Source organism: Pseudonocardia yuanmonensis (assembly GCF_039542425.1).
Lineage (GTDB): Bacteria > Actinomycetota > Actinomycetes > Mycobacteriales > Pseudonocardiaceae > Pseudonocardia > Pseudonocardia yuanmonensis.
Map to the genome: position 1 here is coordinate 67,654 of NZ_BAABIC010000010.1, position 21,275 is coordinate 88,928.

At 75.1% G+C, this 21,275-nt stretch carries 23 protein-coding genes; 4 read left to right on the plus strand and 19 right to left on the minus strand.

Features of this window, described 5'->3' with window-relative positions; genetic code table 11:
* Nucleotides 1-16: 16 nt before the first annotated feature.
* From ABD990_RS16175 to ABD990_RS16230, 12 genes are all read right to left on the minus strand, one after another.
* Nucleotides 17-991, minus strand: coding sequence for an Acg family FMN-binding oxidoreductase (locus ABD990_RS16175; protein ID WP_345381341.1), 975 nt, complete (start codon nucleotides 989-991; stop codon nucleotides 17-19).
* Nucleotides 992-1,028: 37 nt separating this feature from the next.
* A complete protein-coding gene (locus ABD990_RS16180) occupies nucleotides 1,029-1,877 on the minus strand; it encodes a universal stress protein (RefSeq protein WP_345381342.1) in 849 nt (282 codons plus the stop codon).
* 136 nt (nucleotides 1,878-2,013) lie between these two features.
* Nucleotides 2,014-2,787 (minus strand): bestrophin-like domain, encoded by a 774-nt coding sequence (locus tag ABD990_RS16185; protein WP_345381343.1) that lies wholly within the window; start codon nucleotides 2,785-2,787, stop codon nucleotides 2,014-2,016.
* Nucleotides 2,788-2,853: 66 nt separating this feature from the next.
* Complete coding sequence (locus ABD990_RS16190; RefSeq protein WP_345381344.1) at nucleotides 2,854-3,339, minus strand: hypothetical protein; 486 nt, start codon at nucleotides 3,337-3,339, stop codon at nucleotides 2,854-2,856.
* A gap of 126 nt (nucleotides 3,340-3,465) precedes the next feature.
* Entirely contained in the window at nucleotides 3,466-4,050 is a 585-nt protein-coding gene (nbaC, locus tag ABD990_RS16195) for a 3-hydroxyanthranilate 3,4-dioxygenase (protein ID WP_345381345.1), read from the minus strand.
* Nucleotides 4,047-4,490, minus strand: coding sequence for a RidA family protein (locus tag ABD990_RS16200; protein WP_345381347.1), 444 nt, complete (start codon nucleotides 4,488-4,490; stop codon nucleotides 4,047-4,049). Before ABD990_RS16200 ends, nbaC begins: the two co-directional genes overlap by 4 nt.
* Nucleotides 4,487-5,821, minus strand: coding sequence for an FAD-dependent oxidoreductase (locus ABD990_RS16205; RefSeq protein WP_345381348.1), 1,335 nt, complete (start codon nucleotides 5,819-5,821; stop codon nucleotides 4,487-4,489). Before ABD990_RS16205 ends, ABD990_RS16200 begins: the two co-directional genes overlap by 4 nt.
* Nucleotides 5,814-7,169: a kynureninase gene (kynU, locus tag ABD990_RS16210; protein WP_345381349.1), complete on the minus strand. Its 1,356-nt coding sequence runs from the start codon at nucleotides 7,167-7,169 to the stop codon at nucleotides 5,814-5,816. Before kynU ends, ABD990_RS16205 begins: the two co-directional genes overlap by 8 nt.
* Nucleotides 7,170-7,225: 56 nt before the next feature.
* Nucleotides 7,226-8,239, minus strand: coding sequence for an amidohydrolase family protein (locus tag ABD990_RS16215; protein WP_345381350.1), 1,014 nt, complete (start codon nucleotides 8,237-8,239; stop codon nucleotides 7,226-7,228).
* Between the two features lie 3 nt (nucleotides 8,240-8,242).
* Nucleotides 8,243-9,112, minus strand: coding sequence for a tryptophan 2,3-dioxygenase (locus tag ABD990_RS16220; protein WP_345381351.1), 870 nt, complete (start codon nucleotides 9,110-9,112; stop codon nucleotides 8,243-8,245).
* Between the two features lie 20 nt (nucleotides 9,113-9,132).
* Nucleotides 9,133-9,462, minus strand: coding sequence for an STAS domain-containing protein (locus tag ABD990_RS16225; protein WP_345381352.1), 330 nt, complete (start codon nucleotides 9,460-9,462; stop codon nucleotides 9,133-9,135).
* Nucleotides 9,459-11,324: a GAF domain-containing SpoIIE family protein phosphatase gene (locus ABD990_RS16230; protein ID WP_345381353.1), complete on the minus strand. Its 1,866-nt coding sequence runs from the start codon at nucleotides 11,322-11,324 to the stop codon at nucleotides 9,459-9,461. The genes ABD990_RS16225 and ABD990_RS16230 overlap by 4 nt, the downstream gene beginning before the upstream one ends.
* 263 nt (nucleotides 11,325-11,587) lie before the next feature.
* Between ABD990_RS16230 and ABD990_RS16235 the strand changes: the two genes are divergently transcribed.
* Nucleotides 11,588-11,773 carry a hypothetical protein gene (locus ABD990_RS16235; RefSeq protein WP_345381354.1) on the plus strand — a complete coding sequence of 62 codons (186 nt, stop codon included), beginning with the start codon at nucleotides 11,588-11,590 and terminating at the stop codon, nucleotides 11,771-11,773.
* A gap of 23 nt (nucleotides 11,774-11,796) precedes the next feature.
* Here ABD990_RS16235 and ABD990_RS16240 read toward each other — a convergent pair whose 3' ends face one another.
* Nucleotides 11,797-13,239, minus strand: a complete 1,443-nt coding sequence (locus ABD990_RS16240) for an amidase family protein (protein ID WP_345381355.1) — start codon at nucleotides 13,237-13,239, stop codon at nucleotides 11,797-11,799.
* Nucleotides 13,240-13,360: 121 nt separating this feature from the next.
* A complete protein-coding gene (locus ABD990_RS16245; protein WP_345381356.1) occupies nucleotides 13,361-14,551 on the minus strand; it encodes a DUF3500 domain-containing protein in 1,191 nt (396 codons plus the stop codon).
* A gap of 95 nt (nucleotides 14,552-14,646) precedes the next feature.
* Here ABD990_RS16245 and ABD990_RS16250 point away from each other — a divergent pair, with 95 nt between their 5' ends.
* Nucleotides 14,647-15,438, plus strand: a complete 792-nt coding sequence (locus ABD990_RS16250) for a hypothetical protein (protein WP_345381357.1) — start codon at nucleotides 14,647-14,649, stop codon at nucleotides 15,436-15,438.
* A 30-nt stretch (nucleotides 15,439-15,468) separates the two neighbouring features.
* On the opposite strand, the gene ABD990_RS16255 is transcribed toward ABD990_RS16250, so the two are convergent.
* Nucleotides 15,469-15,864: a YccF domain-containing protein gene (locus tag ABD990_RS16255; protein WP_345381358.1), complete on the minus strand. Its 396-nt coding sequence runs from the start codon at nucleotides 15,862-15,864 to the stop codon at nucleotides 15,469-15,471.
* A 270-nt stretch (nucleotides 15,865-16,134) separates the two neighbouring features.
* Here ABD990_RS16255 and ABD990_RS16260 point away from each other — a divergent pair, with 270 nt between their 5' ends.
* On the plus strand, nucleotides 16,135-16,815 hold the full coding sequence (locus ABD990_RS16260) for a VOC family protein (RefSeq protein WP_345381359.1): 681 nt from the start codon (nucleotides 16,135-16,137) through the stop codon (nucleotides 16,813-16,815).
* 95 nt (nucleotides 16,816-16,910) lie between these two features.
* Here the strand turns inward: ABD990_RS16260 and ABD990_RS34430 are convergent, their stop codons facing one another.
* The 4 genes from ABD990_RS34430 to ABD990_RS16280 all read right to left on the minus strand — a co-directional run bounded on the left by ABD990_RS34430 (nucleotide 16,911) and on the right by ABD990_RS16280 (nucleotide 19,996).
* A complete protein-coding gene (locus ABD990_RS34430) occupies nucleotides 16,911-17,417 on the minus strand; it encodes an HNH endonuclease signature motif containing protein (RefSeq protein WP_425569613.1) in 507 nt (168 codons plus the stop codon).
* Nucleotides 17,418-17,565: 148 nt separating this feature from the next.
* Nucleotides 17,566-18,624 (minus strand): MFS transporter, encoded by a 1,059-nt coding sequence (locus tag ABD990_RS16270; protein ID WP_345381360.1) that lies wholly within the window; start codon nucleotides 18,622-18,624, stop codon nucleotides 17,566-17,568.
* Nucleotides 18,537-19,019 carry an MFS transporter gene (locus ABD990_RS16275; protein WP_345381361.1) on the minus strand — a complete coding sequence of 161 codons (483 nt, stop codon included), beginning with the start codon at nucleotides 19,017-19,019 and terminating at the stop codon, nucleotides 18,537-18,539. The genes ABD990_RS16270 and ABD990_RS16275 overlap by 88 nt, the downstream gene beginning before the upstream one ends.
* 65 nt (nucleotides 19,020-19,084) lie before the next feature.
* Entirely contained in the window at nucleotides 19,085-19,996 is a 912-nt protein-coding gene (locus ABD990_RS16280) for an AraC family transcriptional regulator (RefSeq protein ID WP_345381362.1), read from the minus strand.
* 152 nt (nucleotides 19,997-20,148) lie between these two features.
* Here ABD990_RS16280 and ABD990_RS16285 point away from each other — a divergent pair, with 152 nt between their 5' ends.
* Nucleotides 20,149-21,231: an aldo/keto reductase gene (locus ABD990_RS16285; RefSeq protein ID WP_345381363.1), complete on the plus strand. Its 1,083-nt coding sequence runs from the start codon at nucleotides 20,149-20,151 to the stop codon at nucleotides 21,229-21,231.
* Nucleotides 21,232-21,275 lie beyond the last annotated feature (44 nt).

The window sequence follows — 21,275 nt, forward strand, 5'->3', positions numbered from 1 at the left end:
CCGACCGACCCCGGTGTCACGGGAGCAGCACGGCCGTCAGCGGACGGCGTGGCGTGGGCTCCAGCGGCGGCGCGCCCGGCGTGGGGAAGCCCAGCCGGATCACCAGCTGCGGGTGCTCCGGGAGGTGCAGCGCCGCACGTAGACCCTTCCGCGCCGATGGCACCTCGACCGCCTGGCTGAGCGGGTCCGTGGCCAGGCCGGCGCGGGTGGCGGTGAGCAGCACCGCGCTGGTGGCCTCGCCGGCCGCCAGCCGGCCCGCCGTGTCGTCCTCCGCCGTCGCCAGCACGAGCAGCAGGCCGCCGGCGGGGGCCGGTTGCCGGCCGGGGGAGAGGAGGCCGGACGGGAAGCGCTGCAGGTGGGGCTCGTCCCACTGCCCGGTACGGACCGGCACCGCGGCGGGCGGGATCCCGTCGCCGGCGTCGGCGTAGCGCCGGGTCCACATCAGCAGCTCCGCGAGGTACCCGGGCTCGTGCCGCTGCTCGCGCGCGGCCTCCGTGAGGACCTCGGTCATCGCCGTCAGCGCGGCCCGCTCGGTGACCGGCACCGCGACGACGCCGACGGCGTGGGCCCGGTCGACGAGCGCCGCCACCTGCGCCGCCGGGACCGGCTCGGGAGAGTACGGCCGCCGGTCGGTGTACCGCCGGGTGATCTGGCCGAACAACGCGGCCGCGGCCCGGTCCGGCTCACCGTCGACGAGCCGGACCGTGGCCAGGTGGTAGGGGTGCTCGGGGTCCGGCACCCGGTCGACCTCGACGGCCCCGCCGAACCCCGCGACGGCGACCAGCAGGTGGTGGAGCGCCGCGCCGCAGCTGATCACCAGGTCCCGGCGGTCCGGGTCGGTACCCGGCAGGTGCCGCACGGGATCGGCGTGCAGCTCGACCTCGCGCGGCCGCAGGCGCCAGCGCCACGGCTGCGTGTTGTGCACCGACGGAGCCCGCAGCGCGAGCCGGAGGGCCCGCTCGAGCAGGCCGGCCGCCACGTCCGTCGCCATCCCGACTCCTCCCGTACCCGTTCCCGGCCGGTCCGCCCTACGTCCCCTGCGGCTCGGGGACGGCGACGAGCACGGGGCACCCGGCGAGCCGGATCGCCGTCCGGGTGGTCGACCCGAGCAGGTGCCGCCGGCCCCGGCCGGTGCCGACGACGAGCAGGCTCGCCCGGTCCGAACTCTGCACGACCGCCTCGTACGGCCGCTCGGGCACCACCCGCACCGTCGCGCTCACGGCGGGCCGGGCCGCGGCGAGGGGACGCAGGACGCGCTCGAGGGCATCCCGCGCCTCCGCGGCCTCGGCCGGTTTGCGGGCGGCGTGGAGCACCTCGAGCGGCACCCCGCGCCGGGCCGCGGCCCGGTGGGCCTGGGCGACCACGACGACGTCGGCGGCGGGGTCGCCCACGGCGGCCACCACCGGGCCGTCCGCCGTCCCCGGCCGCGGCACCACCACGATCGGCCCGCAGGCCCGGGAGGCGAGGTCGAGGGCGAGCGACCCGACCATCGCGTCCGTCGGCCGCCCGCTCCCGGCGAGCCCGACCACGAGCAGCCCGCCGAGCCGGGCGGTCTCCCGCGAGGTCGCGACGAGGGCGGCGAGCGGCTCCTCGTCCAGGAGCACGGTGCGGGCCGGGACCTGCGGGGCGTGCCGGCGGGCGGCCGCGGCTGCCCGGGCGAGGATCCGGAAGGCGTGGGCGTGCAGCGAGCCGGTCGAGCCCGCCGCGTACGGGGCGGCGTGCAGGACCGTGAGCGCGGCGTCCCGGGCGGCGGCCTCGTCGGCGGCCCAGCACACCGCCCGGAGGCCCGCGTCCGTGCCGTCGACGGCGACGGTGACCCCGTTGCGTTCGGCGACGGGCCCGGGTCCGGCGTGCAGTGCGGTCGTGGGGGCGGTCATCGGGGCTCCTCCGGGGTCGACCAGGCGGCCGTGCGGCAGCGACGTGCCCGGAGCGTCGGCCCGTGGCGCCGCTCCCACCAGCGTCGAAGGTCCCGGGGGCGGGCGGTGTTGGGCCCGGCCCGGGAACCCGGGTCGGTCAGGGTGCGGGGCGCACCTGCACCAGCAGATCGGGCCGGATCGCGAAGTAGCCCGTGAACGGGGCGCCCTGGGCGACGAGCAGTGTGAGGGCGACGGCCATGGCGGTCGCGAGGAGCGCGAGCGAGGCGGCGGCGCGGCTCAACCGGTCGGCCTGCACGCAGCCCATCGCGGCGAGGGTCACCGCCGCCACCAGGAACAGCGCGATCAGCCGCAGGGGGTCGATGGCGGAGTTGCTCAGCACGAGCCGGGTGCGCCGGGCCTCCAGCGCCCGGTCGACCGAGGTGACGAGGCGGTCCTGGGCCACCCGCTGCCCGTCCGTGCCGATCGGCAGGGCCAGGACGATCCGCTGCACCTCCACGAGCCGGGCGGGGGCGACGGTGAGCGTGGCCCGTCCGCCGGACATCTGCGGCCACTCGGCGGAGACGTAGGCGTCGATCTGGTCGCGCACGAGCTGCCGGATCTGCGGTTGCTCGGCCGGGAACGTACTGCTCAGCAGGTCGACGTCGCGCAGGGCGCTCGCCTCCTCGCTGACGGCACCGGCGGCCTGGTCGCGGTCGGCCCAGACGTCCGCGACGAGGAACCCGACCAGCAGGCCGAAGATCAGTCCCATCGGGGAGAGCAATCCCGGGCTCAGCGGGCCCAGCGCCGCCTCGTGGCCGCTCCTGCGCACCAGGTGCAGGACGAGGAGGACGACCGCCGCCGCCCCGTACAGCACGAGGAAGATCGCGGCCGTCAGGAGCGCGAGGGGGACGTCCGCCAGCCACGAGACCATGCGGCCATGCTCGGAGCCGATCTCGGAAGGATTACCTGCACGCCCCCACGACCTGCGGCGGGGGGCTCACCACTTCGGCACGACGCGGGTCAGCATCGTGATCACCGCGTCCGGGCCGACGGCCACCTCGTCCACCAGCTCCCGCAGCGGCGCCAGGTCCGGCCCGGCCCGGTCGACACCCGTCCCGGCGCCGGCCCCGCCGTCGGCGACGACGATCCGCAGCCGCCGGGTCCGGTCGTCGTGGAGCGCCATCGTCTCGATCCGCAACCCGCCCGTTCCGGACGTCGGCGGGAGCGGGCCCCGGCACTGCTGCAGCACGCGGACGGCCTCGGTCACGGCCTTCACGATCAGCGCCGCATGCGCACGCGGCCAGTCGGCGGCCCGCAGCCACTCCGCGAGGAGCCCGCGGACCTGGTCCGTCGGGAGCGCGGAGACGTCCGCCGCGTCCAGCCGCCACACCAGGGCGTTCGCCGTCACGGTGTAGCCCGATCTGCCCGGCGGGAGACCCGAGGTCACCTGCTGCGTCGTCGTCGCACTGATCTGTTCCAGCATCGGCCCCGCTCCAGTTGCTGTCGGCTCAACAACCCGGTGGTGCCCCGGCCGCACCACCGGCTCCGTCCCTTCCCCCTCCACGGCGTCCTGAACCCTTGTTCGGCGCGCTCTGCGACGCGTGTCACCTCAGGTGGTCGCGGTCTCCGCGCCCCGGGGATCCGGGACCGCGGTGACCGGGGACAGGGCCGCGCGGGACAGTGGTGCCCCGTCGGCGTCCCGCAAGGTGGGCAGGGTCTTCTCGTAGAACTCGGCGAACACCGGCGGCAGGTCCGCCCGGATGTCGGTGACCTGCAGCTCGACCTCGTGCACCAGGGTCGCCGAGTCTGCGGTGTGGGCGTACCACTGGAACTTCTCGAGCGTCCCGGCCTTGCGGACCTGCTCGACGACGAGGCCGATCGAGCCCTCCTGCGGACGCTGCGGCGAGTGCGGGACGCCGGCCGGGAGGAGCCACGACTCGCCCTCCCGGATGTGCACCGTGCGCGGACCCTCGTCGGTGACGAGGTGGACGTGGATGTCGCCCTTGATCTGGAAGAACCACTCCTCGTAGGGGTCGACGTGGTAGTCCTGCCGCTGGTTGGGCCCGCCGACGACCATGACGATCAGGTCCTCGGCCCCCTCGTGCAGCTGCTTGTTGCCCACCGGCGGCCGCAGCAGGTGGCGGTGCTCGTCGACCCAGCCGTCGAAGCGGACGGGCTCGCTGATCCCGGTCATGTGTCCTCTTCCTGTACGGGTCCCGGTACGGGGCGGTACGCCACGGCGGAGATCTCGATCAGCAGGTGGGGATGGGGGAGCTGGTGCACGGCGACGGTGGTGCGGGCGGGGCCGGACTCGTCGAAGAACTCGGCGTAGACCTCGTTGTAGCCGCCGAAGTCGTTCATGCTCACCAGGTAGGTGGTGACCGAGACCAGGTCCTCCAGCCCGGCCCCGGCGGCTTGCAGGATCTCGCGGACGTTCTCGATCACCGCCCGGGTCTGGACGCGGATGTCCAGGGCCGTGGTGCCGAACTCGTCGACCTCGGCGCCGGCGAAGGAGCCGTCCGGGCGGCGGCTGCTGGTCCCGGAGACGTGGAGGAAGTCGCCGGCGCGGCGGGCGTGCGGGTACCGGCCGCGTGGGCGGGCCCGGCCCGGGACCAGGAAGGCGTCGCCGCTCACGACCGGGCCCCCCTCCGGGACGCCAGCGCGGCGAGCCCCCCGACGACCGCGGTGGTGAGCCCGGCGGCGAGCCGGTCCTGCCGGCGGATGCGCCCCTCGATCCGGGCGTAGGGCAGCGTCGTGAAGGAGACGAGCTCGTAGCGCGACACGTACCCGGGCACGACGCGCTCCAGGGCGTGCCGGGCCCTCGTGGTCCAGCGGAACACCGGCGAGTTCACCCGGTCGCTCATCTCGACGAAGTTGTCCAGGGCCATGTCCGCGATCGCCTCGGCGTTCGCCTTGCGCCGGTCCTGGTAGCGCGGCAGCGCGACCGCCAGGTCGCCGCCGGTCTCGTCGAGGCAGCGGTCGAGCTCCACGCAGTCCTCGAAGGCGCAGTTCGCACCCTGCCCGAAGAAGGGGACGATGGCGTGTGCGGCGTCGCCGAGCAGCGCGACCCGGCCGCGCACCCAGGGCGCGCAGCGGATCGTGACCAGCGACCCGACCGGGTTGTGCAGGAAGTCCTCGGCGAGCGTCGGCATCAGCGGCACGGCGTCCGGGTAGTGGGCGGCGAAGTACCGCCGTACCGCGTCGGCCGTGTCCAGCGCGGCGAACCCGCCCGGCCCCTCCTTCGGCCAGAACAGGGTGCAGGTGAAGGAGCGGTCGGTGTTCGGGAGGGCGATCATCATCGACGACCCGCGGGGCCAGATGTGCAGCGAGCCCGGGTCCAGCGCGAACCCGCCGTCCGGGGCGGGCGGGATGGTGAGCTCCTTGTAGCCGTGCGGGAGGAAGTCCTGCCGGAAGTCGAACCCCTCGCTGAACTGGACGGACCGGCGGACGGCCGACCAGGCGCCGTCGGCCCCGATCACCGCGTCCGCCCGTCGGGTGCCGCCGTCGGCGAAGGTGAGCGTGCCGGTGGCCGGGTCGACGGCGGTCAGCCGGTGCTCGAAGTGCAGCGTGACGTCCGGGGTCTTCTCCGCGCAGTCCAGCAGGGCGTGGTTGAGCCGGGCCCGGCCGATGGAGTTGATCGCACGGGTGCCGTCCGCGGAGTAGGACTGGAAGCCCAGCGCACCGCGGACCGGGTGCAGGGTCCGGCCCCGCATCGGGAGGGCCTCGGCCAGCGCCTGCTCCGCGAGCCCGACCCGGTCGAGCGCGTCGAGCCCGCGCGCGGAGATCGCGAGGTTGATCGAGCGGCCGCGTTCCGCACCGGCGGTGCGCGGGTCCGCGCGCCGCTCGTAGAGGTCCACGGCGATGCCGCGCCGGCCCAGGAAGGCCGCGAGCAGGCAGCCGGCCAGCCCGGCGCCCACCACGGCGACCGACTCCACGGGCGCTCCGGCCCAGGTCGGCTCAGGCATCGCGGGCCTCCCCGGCCGACGACGGGGGACGGGACGACGGGGGACCGGACGACAGGACGGCCGCCAGCGCCGTCGCGGCCCGCCAGGCGTCGTGGTGCGTGCAGTAGAGGGGGACCGGCGCGAACCGGACGACGTCCGGCCGGCGGGCGTCGGCGATCACCCCGTGCTCGTGGCGGAGCCGGGCCCGGACCTCCTCGGCGTCGACCCCGGACACCCGCACCGAGAGCTGGCAACCCCGTCGCTCCGGGTCCGCGGGTGTGATCACCCGGGCGGGCAGCTCCAGGCACACCGTGTCCAGCAGTGCGGCGAGGTAGCCGGTGAGCCGGATGCTGCGCTCCCGCAGGGCCGCCATCCCGATCTCGTCGAAGAGCCGCAGGGAGACCAGGACTGGCACCATCGCGAGGATCGGCGGGTTGGACAGCTGCCACGAGTCCGCGGTGTCGACGGGGTCGACGTCCGGTCCCATCGCGAACCGCGTCGCGGGGTCGGTGCCCCACCAGCCCTGGAGCTTCGGCAGGGTCCGGTCGGCGAGGTGCCGCTCGTGCACGAAGCAGCCGGCGACCGCGCCGGGCCCGGCGTTGACGTACTTGTAGTGGCACCAGGCGGCCCAGTCGACGCCCCACTCGTGGAGCCGCAGCGGGACGTTGCCGACGGCGTGGGCCAGGTCCCAGCCGACGACGGCGCCCGCCGCCCGCCCCGCCGCGGTGATCGCCGGGATGTCCATCAGCTCGCCGGTGAGGTAGTTGACCCCGCCGAGCAGCAGCAGCGCGACCCGGTGACCCTCGGCGCGCAGGAACCCGAGCACGTCCTCGGTGCGCAGGCAGTCCTCGCCGGGGCGCGGACGCAGCCGGATCACCGACCCGGCCGGATCGAGCCCGTGCAGCCGGGCCTGGCTCTGCACGGCGTAGGAGTCCGACGGGAAGGTGGAGTCCTCGACGACGATCGCGTACCGCTCCGGGGTCGGCCGGTAGAAGCTGATCATCATCAGGTGCAGGTTGACCGTCAGCGAGTTCATCACGACGGTCTCCGCCGGCAGGGCGCCGACGAGCCGGGCGGCCCCGTCGCGCAGGAACTCGTGATAGGGCTTCCACGGCCGCGCGGCCTCGAGGTGGCCCTCGACACCGAGCCGGGCCCAGTCCGCCAGCTCCTGCTCGAGCGCCGCCCGCGCGGCGCGGGGCTGCAGGCCGAGGGAGTTGCCAGCCAGGTAGGCGGCCTCGGCGTGGTCGCCCGCGGTGGCCGGAGGGACGTGGAAGTCGGCGCGACGCGCGGGCAGCGGGTCGATCGCGTCGAGGTGCAGGGCGTGCGCCTCGTCGACCGGCCGCAGCACCGTGCTCACGGGGTCAGTCACGGGGTCGCTCACGGCGTCGCTGACGGGGTCGCTGACGGGGTCGCTGACGGGGTCGCTCACGGGGCCGCCTCGCCGACCGGGGCGCGCAGGCCCAGGAAGGTCTCGGCGTTGCCGCCCAGCAGCAGGTCCCGCTGCGCCTCGGTCAGGAAGGCGGCGCCGCGGACCAGCGACCCCGGGGCCTGCTCGCCGAGCGGGTAGGGGTAGTCCGTGCCGAGCAGGACCCGCTCCGGGCCCATCGTGTCGACCAGCAGCCGCAGCGCCCGCTCGTCGAACACCACGGAGTCGACGCAGAAGCGGTCCAGGTAGCCCGAGGGCGGCAGCGCCGAGGTGCCCACGACGTCGTGCCGCTCGCGCCAGGCGTTGTCCATCCGGCCGATCCAGAACGGGAACGAGCCGCCGCCGTGCGCGAAGCAGATCCGCAGCCCGGGGCCGATCCGGTCGAACACCCCGCCCAGCACCATCGCCAGCACGGACAGGTGCGTCTCGGCCGGCATCCCGACCAGCCACTGCGCCATCCAGCGCGTGGTCCGCGGCGACACCGGCATGTCCCAGGGGTGCACGAACACCGGGACCCCGAGCGCTGCGGCGTGCTGCAGGACCGTCCCGATCCCGACGTCGTCCAGGTCGCGGTCGCCGACGTGGTTCCCGATCTCGACGCCCACGTGCCCGGCCGCCACGGCGCGGTCCAGCTCGCGGCACGCGGCGTCCGGGTCCTGCAGCGGCACCTGGCAGAAGGGCAGCAACCGGTCCGGCGCCTCGGCCGCGATCTCCAGCGCCAGGTCGTTGAACACGGCGGCGGTGCGGGACGCGGCGTCCGCCTCCTGCTCGTAGGAGAAGAAGACCGGGGTGGGCGAGAGGACCTGCCGGTCCACGCCGTGCGCGTCCATGTGGGCGAGCCGGACGTCGGCGTTCCAGGCCGAGTCCGTGATCCGCCGGAACGGCCGCTCGCCGAGCATGATCGTCGCGGTGGCCGGGCCGTCGACCCGCAACGAGGGCCGGGCGCCCGCGCCGGGCAGGGCGGGCCAGCCCCGCGGGACGTAGTGGGTGTGGACGTCCGTCACCGGGGCCACGCGTCACCGCCCGATCTCGGTGCGCACGGCGTACAGCTCGGGGAAGAAGGTCAGCGACAGGGCCTCCCGCAGGAACGCGACCCCGCTCGACCCGCCCGTGCCCCGCTTGAACCCGATCGTCCGCTCGACGGTCTTGAGGTGGCGGAAGCGCCACAGCTGGAAGTTCTCCTCGATGTCCACCAGCTCCTCGCACGTCTCGTACTCGGCCCAGTGGTCGTGCGCCGCCTCGTAGATCCGCCGGAACACCTCGACCAGCCCTTGGTCGAAGGTGTGCGCCCGGCGGACGTCGCGCTCGAGGAGATGCACCGGGACCGCGTGGCCCCGCCGGGCGAGGTAGCGGAGGAACTCGTCGTAGAGGCTGGGCGCCTCGAGCAGCTCCCGGAGCAGCGCGCGGGCGGGCGGGTCGTGCGCGAACACCTCGATGATGTCGGCGTTCTTGTTGCCGAGCGCGAACTCCACCGCCCGGTACTGGTGGGACTGGAAGCCCGACGACGGGCCGAGCACGGGCCGGAACTCGGCGTACTCGGCCGGGGTCAGGGTGGCGAGCACGGACCACTGGTCGGTGAGCGTGCGCTGCACGTGCTTGATCCGGGCGAGCTGCTTGAGGGCGAGGGCGAGGTCGTCCGCCGCGATGTTGCGCATCGCCGCGCGCAGCTCGTGCAGGACGAGCTTGAGCCACAGCTCGGACGTCTGGTGCTGGATGATGAACAGCATCTCGTCGTGGTGGGGCGGCCGGCTCCGCGGGTGCTGGGCGTCGAGCAGCCGGTCGAGGCACAGGTAGGAGCTGTAGGAGGTCGTCGACCGGAGGTCCCGGACGATGTCCGCCTCGAGGGACCTCGTGTTGCCCGTCGGCGGTGGGTGGTGCCGGGTCATCGCTGCTCCCGGGGTGGTCGTCAGGTGCGTCTGGGGGTGGGCTCGCCGACCGGGGGCGGCGGCAGCACCTCCAGCTTCTCCACCAGGCCGAGGGCCTGGAACACGCGCAGTGCGGGCCCCGAGCCCAGCCGCACCGCGACCCGGCGCCCCTCGGCGCGGGCCCGTTCCTCGGCGAGGAGGACCAGCCGTACCCCGGAGGAGTCGACGAACTCCAGCTGCGAGAGGTCGAGGACGAGCAGCCCGGGCGCGCCGTCCTCGGCCGCCTCGACCCGGCGCAGCGCCCGGCCGAAGGTGGAGATGTCCAGCTCGCCGTCGAGCACCACCTCCACGGTGCCCGGGAGCGCGGTCACGGCGCGACCTCCACGACGAGCAGGGCCACGTCGTCCCGCAGCGTGCCCTGCTGGAAGGCCACGACGTCCGCGAGCAGCGCGTCGGCGAGGGAGTCCGCGGTCCACGGGCCCGGGGCGCCGACCAGCGCCCGCACGCGCTCCACGCCGTAGAAGCCGTCCACGCCCCTGGCCTCCGTCACCCCGTCGGTGTACAGGACCAGTATGTCCCCGGGGTCCAGCCGGAGCGGTGTCTCGCGCAGCGCGAGATCGGGGAACACGCCGAGCACCGTGCCCGAGGTGGGCACGACCTCGACCTTCGCCTCGACCTCCGCCTCGACATCGGCCTCGACCATCCCGGCGCTCCCTCCGGCGGCTCCGGCCCGGCGCACCAGCGCGGGTGGATGTCCCGCCCCGGCCAGCCGCACCGCGACCCCGCCGTCCTCCTCGACGTCGAGGTGCGCGTGCGCGGCGGTCGCGAACCGCGCGTCCCGCGCCTCGCGCAGCATCGCGTCGTTGAGCCGGTGCAGCGCCTCGACCGGGCCGAACCCGTGCGCGACCTCGGCCCGCACGGTGTGCCGGATCAGCGCCGTGAGGGCGGCGGCGTCCGGGCCCTTGCCGCACACGTCGGCCACCAGCACCGCCCACCGGCCGGGCTGCGGTGCGGCCACGACGTCGTACACGTCGCCGCCGACCTGGACGTCACTGCGCTCGTCGGTCCGCGGCCGGTAGCGGGCGGCCAGCCGCAGCCCCGGTGCGCAGGGCAGGACCGTCGGCAGCAGCGCGGCCTGAAGGGTGTGCGCGATCCGCCGCTGCTGCTCGTAGAGCCAGGCGTTGTCCAGTGCGACGGCCGCGGTGCCGGCCAGGCGCTGGGCGAACGCGAGGTCGAGCTCGTCGAAGCGCCGGCCGGACTCGGCGTGCACCAGGGTGAGCGCCCCGAGGCTGTGCCCGCGCACCACCAGCGGCACCACGACCGCCGAGCGCATCCCGATCGAGCGGATCAGCTCCAGGTGCTCCTCGTCGACGGCCCCGGCGACGAGGAGCTCGTCCGGGATGTCCGGGAAGAACGCCGGCGTGCCGCTGCGGCTGACCTCGACCGCCCCGCCGCGGGCCGCGGGGTCCGGCGGGTAGCGCTCCTGCAGCCGCAGCACGAAGTCGACCCGGGCCGGGTCCTCGTGCGCGACGGCGACCTGCTCCACCTCGTCCTCGCGCACCCGGTGCACCGCGCACCAGTCGGCCAGCTCGGGCACCACCAGGTCGGCGAGCCGCTGCAGCCGCTCCTCCACCGACAGCGGGGCCTCCATGAGCCGGGCCGTGCGCGCGAGGAACTCCATGCGGTCGCGCTGCCGCTCGGCCAGGGCGCGGGCGTGCCGCTCGACCACGAGCAGCCGGGCGCGGTCCAGCGCCTGCGCGCACAGCGCGGCGACGGCCTCGAGGTAGGCCCGCTCCTCGGGCGGGAAGGTGTGCGGGGTGTCGAAGCTGAACACGATCGCGCCGAGGTCGCGGTCCTCCACCCGCAACGGCAGGCAGGCCGAGGCCTCGCGGTCGCCGGACGTGCCGATCGGCGCCATCTCGGGGTACCGGGCCCGCCAGTCCCGCGCGTCCTCGAGCCACACGGGGGTGCCGCCGAGCACGGCGTCGGACAGCGGACGGCCCCGGTGCAGCTCGAGGCGCCGGTACCGCGCCTCGAGCTCGGCGGGCCACCCGGTGCTGAACAGCGAGTTCAGCGTGCGGGGATCGGCGCGCTCGTAGAGCACCCCGGCGTCCGCGTCGAGCAGCTCGACCGACACGGTGACCGCGACCCGCCCGATCGCCTCGGGCGTGACGGCGCCGAGCAGGGCGACCGCGAGCCGCTGCAGGGCGCCGTGCGCCTGCGCGGCGGTCACCGGGCCGCCTCCACACCGGCGGCCGGGCGCTCCGGTCGGGGACGCTCCTCCGCCATGCCCTCACCTCACCCGCCCGTCCGCGCGGGCCTCGTGGAGCGGACCAGTGTGGCAGTCCCCGCCGCCGGCCGGGAGGGATCCGGACCCCGGGGTCGGATGGCGCCGACCCGACGTCCCGGTGAACACCGGGCGAGATCGCGCCCAGGGATGGCGCCCGGGGTGGTTCCCGGGGTTGACTGCACCTCCGAACCGAGGGGGTGGACAGCATGGCGCTGATGCCGAGGGCGTGGGCCGCGCGGTCGCCGCGACGGGAGGACGTCGCGGCCGCCGTCATGGACCTGATCCGGGACCTCGTCCCGTTCGTGCAGACGGGCATCAAGGCCGCCGACGAGCTGCGCGACCGGGCGGTGGGCGCGCTGCGACAGCGGTCCGGGGGCGTGCGCCGGGGCTGACCCGCCCTGCGTCCCGGGGCGCGTCAGGTCCGGCCGACCTGGCGCAGCGTCGCCTCGACCCGCTGCGCGGCGGCGAGCAGTGCGCGGTCCTCCCCGGGCAGACCCTCCAGCGAGATCCCGATCGGCAGCCCGGTGGTGGAGCGGCCGGCCGGGAGCGAGACCGCCGGCATCCCCGCCGCCGAGCCGGGCGCGGTGTTGCGGACGTTCGTGAGGAAGACCGGCACGTCGCGACCGTTGTGCGGGGTGGTCGCGTCGTGGCCGAGCGGGGCGGGCGGCAGCGGCACCGTCGGGTAGACGAGGGCGTCGAGCCGCCGCCCGTCCGGACCGCCCAGCGCCGTCGTGTACGCCTTCCGCAGGTCGTCACGCACGGCGAGGGCGACGCGGTAGGCGTCGTCGGGCACCGGTTCGGCCGTCGCGGCCTCCAGGAGGGCCCGGACGTCCGGTGAGGCGACCTGCTCGACGACCTCGTCGAGGCGCAGCTCCCGGTGCGGGCCGGGCAGGCCCGCGAGGTAGCCGGGGAGCTCCCGGACCACCTCGTACAGCACGATCGGGAAGCCGCAGCGTGCGTCGAGCTCGTGCGCGGCGAGGTCGACCTCGACGAGCTCGGCGCCGGCGTCGGCGAGCCGGTCGAGGACCTCCGCGGCGCAGCGGTCGACGTCCGGGTCCAGGTCCTCCCAGAACCCGGTCCGCGGGATCCCCAGCCGGAGCCGGTCCGGTTCCGGGCGGTCGGGAACGGCGTCGGTGGCGGTCCCGGCGGCGGCCACGGTGGCGGTCCCGGTGGCGGCGTCGACGACCACGCGGTCGACGAGCGCCGCGTCGGCGACGGTGCGGGCGAACACCCCGACGGTGTCGCGGGTCGAGGAGAGCGGGACGACCCGCCCGGAGCCCCAGCGGCCGACGGTGGGCCGGAAGCCGACGACCCCGCAGTGGGCGGCGGGGACACGCATCGAGCCGCCGGTGTCGCTGCCCAGCGCGACGGGCACGACGCCGGTCGCGACGGCCACCGCGGACCCGCCGGACGACCCGCCGGCGATCCGGTCGGGATCGTGCGGGTTGCGGACCGGGCCGGTGTGCGCGTTGTTGCAGGTGATCCCGAAGGCGAGCTCGTGCAGGTTGGTCTTGCCCACCACGACCGCGCCCGCGGCGCGCAACCGGGCGACGGCGACGTGGTCCCGCGCCGGACGCGAGCCCGCGAGGGCCGCGGTGGCGCCGGTGGTGGGGAGATCGGCGGTGTCGATGTTGTCCTTCACCGCGACCGGGACGCCGGCGAGCGGGCCCGCGGCGCGCTCCCGGTCGTCCCGTGCCTGGTCGGGCCGGTCGCTCAGCGCGAGGAAGGCACCCAGGTGCGCGAGCTCCTCGGCCCGCCGCCGGGTCTCGTCGAGCACGGCGCCGGGGGCCCCGGACGCGAGCCGGGACGCGATGCCGTCAGAGATGATGCCGTCAGAGATGTCGTCAGAGCTGGTCATGTCCGCCTCCGCTGTCGTGCAGGTGGTCCGCGCGGCCGCCGCGCGGTGCGTCGGCGCGCCCGCCCCCGATCGCCCGACACGGGGACCTTCGAGGACGCCGCCCGCCCGTCGACGGTGATCGTCACGTCGGCCCGGTGACCCGTCCCTCGTGGTCGCGGGCCAGGTGCGCGCCGAGGACGTCGATGCCGAAATCCGTGGTCGGGTCGCGCCAGACCGAGTGGGCGTGGTTGGCCCCGCGCTGGGTGTTGTCCCACTCGACCAGCAGCCGCGGGCCCTGGAGCCGGTAGTAGTGCGGCTCGCCGGCGGCGGTCGGCCCCGCCCAGGCGACGTGCACCTGGTCGAGCGCGTGGTCGTCGTCGTAGCGCGCGAGCGGTGAGACCTCCGCGGGAACCCGGTCCAGATAGGTGCCGAGCAGGGCCCGGAGCAGCTCGCGCTGGCCGGCGTCGAGCTCGGCGGCGGGCAGGCCCTTCGGGGCCGCGGTGATGGCGACGGCCTCGTGGTCGGCACCGTCGAGCCCGCTCGCCTCGTCGATGGCGTCGCTCGCGGCCTGCAGGCGCTGCTGCTCGTCGTCGTCGGCGAACCGGCCGCGCCAGATGCCGGCGAGCGGGATCACCCGGTCCCCCTCGGAGACCCGGGTGCGGTTGCCCGCGACGATGTCCGACGGCGCCCGCGGCAGCAGCGTCGCCCGCGCGGCGAGCTCCGGGCGCAGCGACCGGACGAGCTCCCGGGCCAGGTCCTCCACGCGGGCGAGCGGGCGCAGCTCGGCCCCGCCGAGCAGGGCGGACCGCGCCGGGTCGGCGCCGAGGAAGCACGGCGTGCAGGCGACGAGCGCGCCGTCGACCACCAGGTTGTTCAGCGAGACGTGGTGCCCGCCGAAGCGCCACCCCCACGGGCCCGACCCGGTCGGGTCGCCGAACACCCGCAGGTAGAACATCCCCGGGTCGCGGCCGCGCTCCCGGTCGAACCGGGCGACGAACCCCTCGGCGTGGTCGAGCACGTTCTCCAGGCCCATGGTCGTCGAGACGGTGACGTAGGCCGGGGTCGACAGGCCGGACGCGACCAGCCGCATCGCGGCCCGCTGCTGGGCGGGTCGCTGCTGGTGCATCGTCAGGCCGCCGTGGTCGGTGGGGGTGTAGAACCAGCGCCGCCGCTCGGCGTCCGTCTCCTCCTGCGCGGTGGGCGTGGGCCCGCTCGCCGTCGCCCGCTGCGCGGGGTCGAGGGCGTCCAGCCACGCGGCGGCGGCCTCGCCCGTCCGCGCGGCGACCTCCCGTGCGCCCGTCCCGGCCCTCGCGGTCGCGCCCAGGTCAGCCATCGCCCGACCGTACCGAGCCCGCGTGCGCCTGGTAACACCTCGGCTGCACCCTGCGAGCGTGTCAGCGTCCTGCCGTCCCATGCTCAGGGGGAGCGATGACGGGAGCAGCGCAGCAGGTCGACCAGCCCGTCCCGGCGCCGGACGTGGCCGGCCCGCCGATCCCCGCCACCGGTGACGGGTCGGGGGACGGGAAGCGCCCGGCGGCCGCCACCACGTTCCTGACGGGCCGGACGGCCGTCGCCGTCTTCGTCGCCCTGACCTACTGGGTGACCGTGTACAGCCTGCCGCAGCCGCCGGTCGCGCCGGCGCCGGCGCACTTCGGGTGGCTCTTCGTCGGGATCGCGGTGTTCGGCCTCTCGCTCTCCCTGCTGGCGGTCGGCGCCGGGAGGATCGGCCGGCTCGCCGCGGTGTGCGTCGTCGCCTACGTCCTGCTGCTGGACTGGCTGCTGTTCTCGGCCTTCTTCGCGGTGGTGCCGTACGCGCCCGAGCTCAGGTTCACGCTCGCCATCGGCGGGCTCGCCCTCGCCTCGTTCGTCTTCGGCGTCATCGTCTTCGACACGCTGCGGGTGGCCGCGTCGCTGCCGATCGTCATCCTCGTCATCGGCCTCGCGACGGCGCCGTCGGGCTTCCTCGGGGGCAGCGACCTCCGCGGACAGCTGATCACATGGATGGGCATCATCCTCGGCGCGAGCGCCGTGGCCGAGGGGGTCAACCAGGGCGCGAAGATCATCGGCGCGTCCAGGGTCACCCAGGCCATCGCCGCGGCCCAGACGGACGACCCCGCCAAGGCCGACGCGCTGCAGCGCTCGCTCGCACCGCGGGTGGCGCACATCGGCGGGGACCTGGGGCCGTCGCTCACCGACGCGGCCACGCCCCGGCGGCCCTGAGGTCGTCGCCGGCGGGGTGATCAGGGCCCGTCAGGGCGCCACGGCCTGCGCCGACCGGCTGTCGACGATGACCCGGCCCAGCGGGACCAGCGACACCGGGATCAGCTTCAGGTTCGCCAGGGCCAGCGGGATCCCGATGATCGTGATGGCCAGCGCGACCGCGGTGACGAGGTGCGCGATCGCCAGCCACCACCCGGCGAAGATGATCCAGATGACGTTGCCGATGGCCGAGGGCGCCCCCGCGTCGTGCCGCCGCACCAGCTCGCGGCCGAAGGGCCACAAGGCGAAGTCGGCGATCCGGAAGGACGCGAGGCCGAACGGGATCGTCACGATCAGCACGCAGCAGACGATGCCGGCGAGCACGTAGCCGAGCGCGAGCCAGATCCCGCACAGCAGGAGCCAGATGATGTTGAGCAGGGTCCGCATGGGTTCCTCCCGTCGCCGCACCCCGATCCTGCACGCGGTCGCCGCGCCGGGGCCTCACCCCTGACGGACGACGGCGCGTGCAGCTCCGTCCGGAACAGGTCGTCACGGGACCCGGCGGCGTTCCAGGAGCGACGGGCCCGTCCGCGCAGAGCCGGACGGCCCTAGCCGCGCGGGCCTGCGGCCCCGACGGTGGGGCCCGCCGGGGCCGCAGGCGACGACCCCCCGATCCCACCCCCCGGCGAACCACTCGCCGTGCCCGAGGAGGCCGCCATGAGCACGACGGACGCCCGCAGCACGGACGCGAGCCCGCCCGCGGATCTCGCGACCGTCGAACTGAAGCTCGAGGTGGTCGTCATCCCGGTCTCGGACGTCGACCTCGCGAAGGACTTCTACCGTGGGCTCGGCTGGCGGCTCGACGCCGACATGACCTTCGACAACGACTTCCGCGGCGTCCAGTTCACCCCGCCCGGCTCGGCGTGCTCGATCCAGTTCGGCACCGCGATGACCACGGCGACGCCCGGCTCGGCGCAGAACCTCTACCTGGTCGTCTCCGACATCGCCGCGGCCCGGGACGAGCTGCGCTCCCGCGGCGTCGAGGTCTCCGAGATCTTCCGACCGGAGGAGCCGGGCGCCCAGTACGGGGTCGGCGGCGCCGGCGGCCGGGTGATCGAGCCCGGCGCCGGGCACGACAGCTACCGCGCCTACGCCACCTTCCACGACCCCGACGGCAACCGCTGGCTGCTGCAGGAGGTCACGACCCGCCTGCCGGGCCGCGTCGACATCGCCGAGACGACCTTCACCTCGACGGCGGACCTGGCGGGCGCGCTGCGGCGGGCCGAGGCCGCGCACGCCGAGCACGAGCGGCGCACGGGCCGGCCCGACCCGGACTGGCCGGACTGGTACGCCGCCTACATGGTCGCGGAGCAGGTCGGGGCGGACCTGCCGCGCTGAGCCCCAGGGGTCGCCGCTTCGCGGTCCGATCCCGGCCACATCTGGGTCCGCGGGGTGAGCGCGCCGCCGGCCTGGCAGTCGTCGGCGGAGCCGCCTCACCCCACCGGTTGCAGCAGGGGTGGAGGTTTGCGGCGAGGTGTCCGGCTGCGGTCGATCCACGACGGTGGCACGAACTCGGGGAGTCCTTCGGCCATGCGGACCCGCCAGTGTGAGTGGTGGATCAGCCGGTGGTGGATCGTGCAGAGCATGTGGTTGCCCAGTGCGGTGGGTCCGCCGTGTTGCCATTCGCGCACGTGGTGGACGTCGCACCAGGAGGGTGGGCGGTCGCAGCCGGGGAAGGCGCAGCCGCCGTCACGGAGGGCGACCGCCCGGCGCAGCCCGTCCGGGACGGTGCGGGTGCCCCAGGTGTGCAGCTCGGAAGGGGTGCAGACGGCGGCCTGGGCGGCAAGCTGGACCTCTGCTCCGGCCCAGGTCTCGGGTGGCAGGCGGCGGGCGGGGCCGCTGTCGAGCAGCCGGGCGATGACCTCGACGTGGCGCAGGCCGGCTTCTCCGGTGGCGAACACGGTGGCGGTGGCGCGACCCTGGCGCCGCCGGGCGACCATGATCGCCGAGCCGCTGTGCCGATAGTGGTCGCGGCCGCCGCCGGCGCACCGGTACAGCGATCATGCGTCGACGCGTCGCGACTCGGCGGCGTGACCGCGCTCGCGGAGCGCATACCGCCCGGTGGTCTCCCAGAACCCCTCGGGACTCTCACGACCGCGTGGTCCTCCGCGGGATGAGCAGCGCCGCGATCCACCCGAGGACCGCGAAGCTGCCGACGATGACCAGTGCCGAGAAGTACTGCCCCCCGCCGGGGATCGCGCCCGCGACGAGCGAGCCGGCAACCGCCACACCCAGCGACGAGCCCAGGTTCGAGACGCTGCGGGAGACGCCGGAGATGTCGCCCTGGACCTCCTCGGGCCAGGCCGACTGCACGAGGTTGACCGAGGCCGTGAGCATGATCCCCACGCCGAGGCCCATGAGGAACAGGCCGGGGACGAAGCTCCAGATGCTGGGCCGGGTGCCGCCGAGGGCGAGCAGCAGGGCCAGGCCGACCGTGGTGACGAAGAAGCCGAAGCGGATCAGTCGCCGCTGGCTGTGCCGGCGGGCCATGCGGGGCGCGGCCGCCGAGGACAGCAGCAGGCCGATCGTCGCGGGCATCAGGAGCAGCCCCGTCTGGATCGCCGAGAAGCCGCGGACCTGCTGCAGGAACACGGAGATCACGAAGAAGGCGCCCTGCAGGACCAGCCACTGCAGGTTCTGGGTCAGCAGGCCGAGGTTCGAGGTCAGGTTGGCGAACAGCCGGACCGACACCAGCGGGGTGCGGCCGTTCTTCTCCCGCGTCCATGCGACGGCGGCGAACAGGGCCAGGACGACGACCCCGAGCCCGACGTAGATCCACATCGGCGACACGCCGCCGGCGGGCACGATCACGGTGCCGCCGATCGCGTAGTCCTGCGTCGCCGTGCCCCATCCGTAGGCCCCGCTCTGCAGGACGCCGAACACCACGAGGAACAGGCCCAGCGCCGAGAGCACCGCCCCGAGCCAGTCGAAGGCCGGGCGCCGCGCGGGCAGCGGCGGGTCGACGATGCCGCGCCCGAGCCAGGCGATCGCCGCCACGATCACGACCTGCAGCAGGAAGGACGCGCGCCAGCTGACGTAGCTGGTGATGAGGCCGCCGATCAGCGGGCCGGCCGCGGCACTGATCCCGGCCGCGCCGCTGACCACGCCGAAGTAGCGGGCGCGGGTGGTCGTGTCGTCGAACAGCACCGTGATGAGATGTAGATCGGCGGGATCAACAAGGCCGACCCGACGCCCTCGAGGAGCGAGTAGCCGATCATGAGCAGGGGCAGCCCCTGCGCCGACGCGGCGAGCAGGGCACCGGCCCCGTACACGACCAGGCCCAGCAGGAAGCAGAACTTGCGGCCCCAGATGTCGGTGAGCTTGCTGCCCGGGATCATCAACGCCGCCATCGTCAGCGTGAACAGCGTGATCGTGGTCTGGATCCCGGTGACCGAGGTGCCGAGGTCGTCGGCGATCGAGGTGATCGCGACGTTCATGTTCGACGCGGCGTAGCTCGCGACGAACTGTGCCAGCGCCAGCGGGAGCACCGCCGCCCTCGCGGTCGCCAGGGCGACGCCGCCCACCCCTCCGGTCCTGGTCACGGTCGTCAGCCTGGGGTGCCCGGCGCGGGGCCCACCTCGCCTGGACCAGGTGACGCTCGGACGGGTCAGGGCAGGCGAACCCCGTCCGGCGGCGCGGTGCGCAGCCGCGCGGCGTCTTGCCCCGGGGGCATGCCGAACAGGCGCCGGTACTCCCGGCTGAACTGCGACGGGCTGTCGTAGCCGACGAGGTGCCCGACGCCGGCGACGTCGTCGGGCCGGCCGACCAGCAGCGCGCGGGCCTCCTGCAGCCGGATGCGCTTCTGGAACTGGATCGGGCTCAGGGCGGTGATCGCGCGGAAGTGCCGGTGGAAGGTCGACGGGCTCATCCCGGAGCGGGCGGCAAGGTCCTCGATGCGCACGGGTTCGGCGTAGTTCTCGCGCAGCCAGGCGATCGCCCGGCCGACGTGCCAGAGGGTGCTGCGGGCCTGGCCGATCTGGCGCAGCATCCCGCCCTGCGGGCCGGTCAGCAGCCGCCACAGGATCTCGCGCTCGATCAGCGGGGCGAGCACGGGCGCGTCGGACGGGTGGTCGAGCAGGCGGAGCATGCGGACCGCGGCGTCGAGCACCTCGACCGTGACCGGCCCGGTGGTGATCGCCGGCTGCGGGGTGTCCCGGCGCGACCGCGGCGGGGCGGGCGCCTCCAGCGACAGCGACGCGATCAGGGACGGGCGCAGCACCAGCGCCATGGCGAGCGCGGGCGCCTCGGGCGTCGCGTCGACGAAGTGCCCGGTCACCGGGAGGGTGGCGGTGACGAGCAGGAGCTCGCCCGCCCGGTACTCGTGCACCCGGTCGCCGAGCAGCAGGCGCTTCCCGCCCCGGGCCATGAGCACCAGCAACGGCTCGGTGAGGCTGTGGTCCGGCTCCGGGCCGCCGTCGGCCCGGCCGAGGAGGAGCCCGTCGACCGCGGTCGTCACGTCCGGCCCCGCGTGCGCGTCGATCAGCTCGCACAGCTCGGCGAGGAGTCCGGGTGCCCGCATGCCGACACGCAAGCACCTGGGCACCGAGCCCGGCAATCCGATCCCGCCGAGGTCGAGCGGATCGTGCACGAGGCGAGCGGGATCGGTCTACCGCGCGGGACCCCGCCGCGGCTTCCCTGGACGGGACCGTTCCGACGACCCGGGAGGCTCCCGTGCCGCTCGACCACTACGTGACCCTCGGCCGCTCCGGGCTGCGGGTCAGCCCCTTCGCGCTCGGCGCCATGACCTTCGGCGAGGACCCCGGCGGTGCCGGGTGCAGCGTCGAGGAGTCGGAGAAGATCCTCGACGTCTACCTCGACCACGGCGGGAACTTCGTCGACACCGCGAACTTCTACACGAACGGACACTCCGAGAAGATCCTCGGCGACTGGCTGGCCGCGGCGCCCGGGCGCCGGGACCGCGTCGTCGTCGCGTCGAAGTTCTTCACCAACCTCTTCCCCGGCGACCCGAACGGCGGGGGAGCGGGCCGGTCGTCGATCATCGCCCAGCTCGACGAGTCGCTGCGCCGCCTGCGCACCGACCACCTCGACCTGTACTGGCTGCACAACTGGGACCGGCACACGCCGATCGAGGAGACGATGCGGACGCTCGACGACCTGGTGCGCGCGGGGAAGGTCCGCTACCTCGGCTTCTCCAACGTGCCGGCCTGGGTCACCGCGCAGGCGCAGACCCGGGCGCTCCTCGCGGGGTGGACGCCGCTGATCGCCCTGCAGGTCGAGTACTCGCTGCTCGCCCGCACCGTCGAGGGCGAGATCGCCCCGTTGGCGCAGGACCAGGGCCTGGCGCTGGTGCCGTGGAGCCCGCTGCGGAACGGCTTCCTGTCCGGCAAGTACCGCCGCGGCGCCGCCGTGGACGACTCCGCGCGCACCGCCTTCGTGGGGCGGCCGAGCGAGCGGGAGTACGAGGTGATCGAGGCGGTCGCGGCCGTCGCCGACGAGCTCGGCACGACCTCCGCCGCCGTCGCCCTCGCCTGGCTGCGGAGCCGGCCCGGCACCATCGTGCCGATCCTCGGGGCGCGGCGGCTCGGGCACCTCGAGCAGAACCTGGCGGGACTCGACGTCACGCTGACCGCGGAGCGGCGCAGCCTGCTCGACGAGCTGTCGGCACCGGTCCTGGACTACCCCGCTCCGCTGCACGGTGCGCTGCGGGCGATGCTCCAGTTCGCCGGGACCACGGTCGACGGCGAGCCGTCCGAGGTCTACCCGCCGCTCCTGCAGAGCGCCGTGCGGTACTGAGCCTCGGGAGGCGGCCGCGGACTCCGCGCCCCAGCCGACGGCGC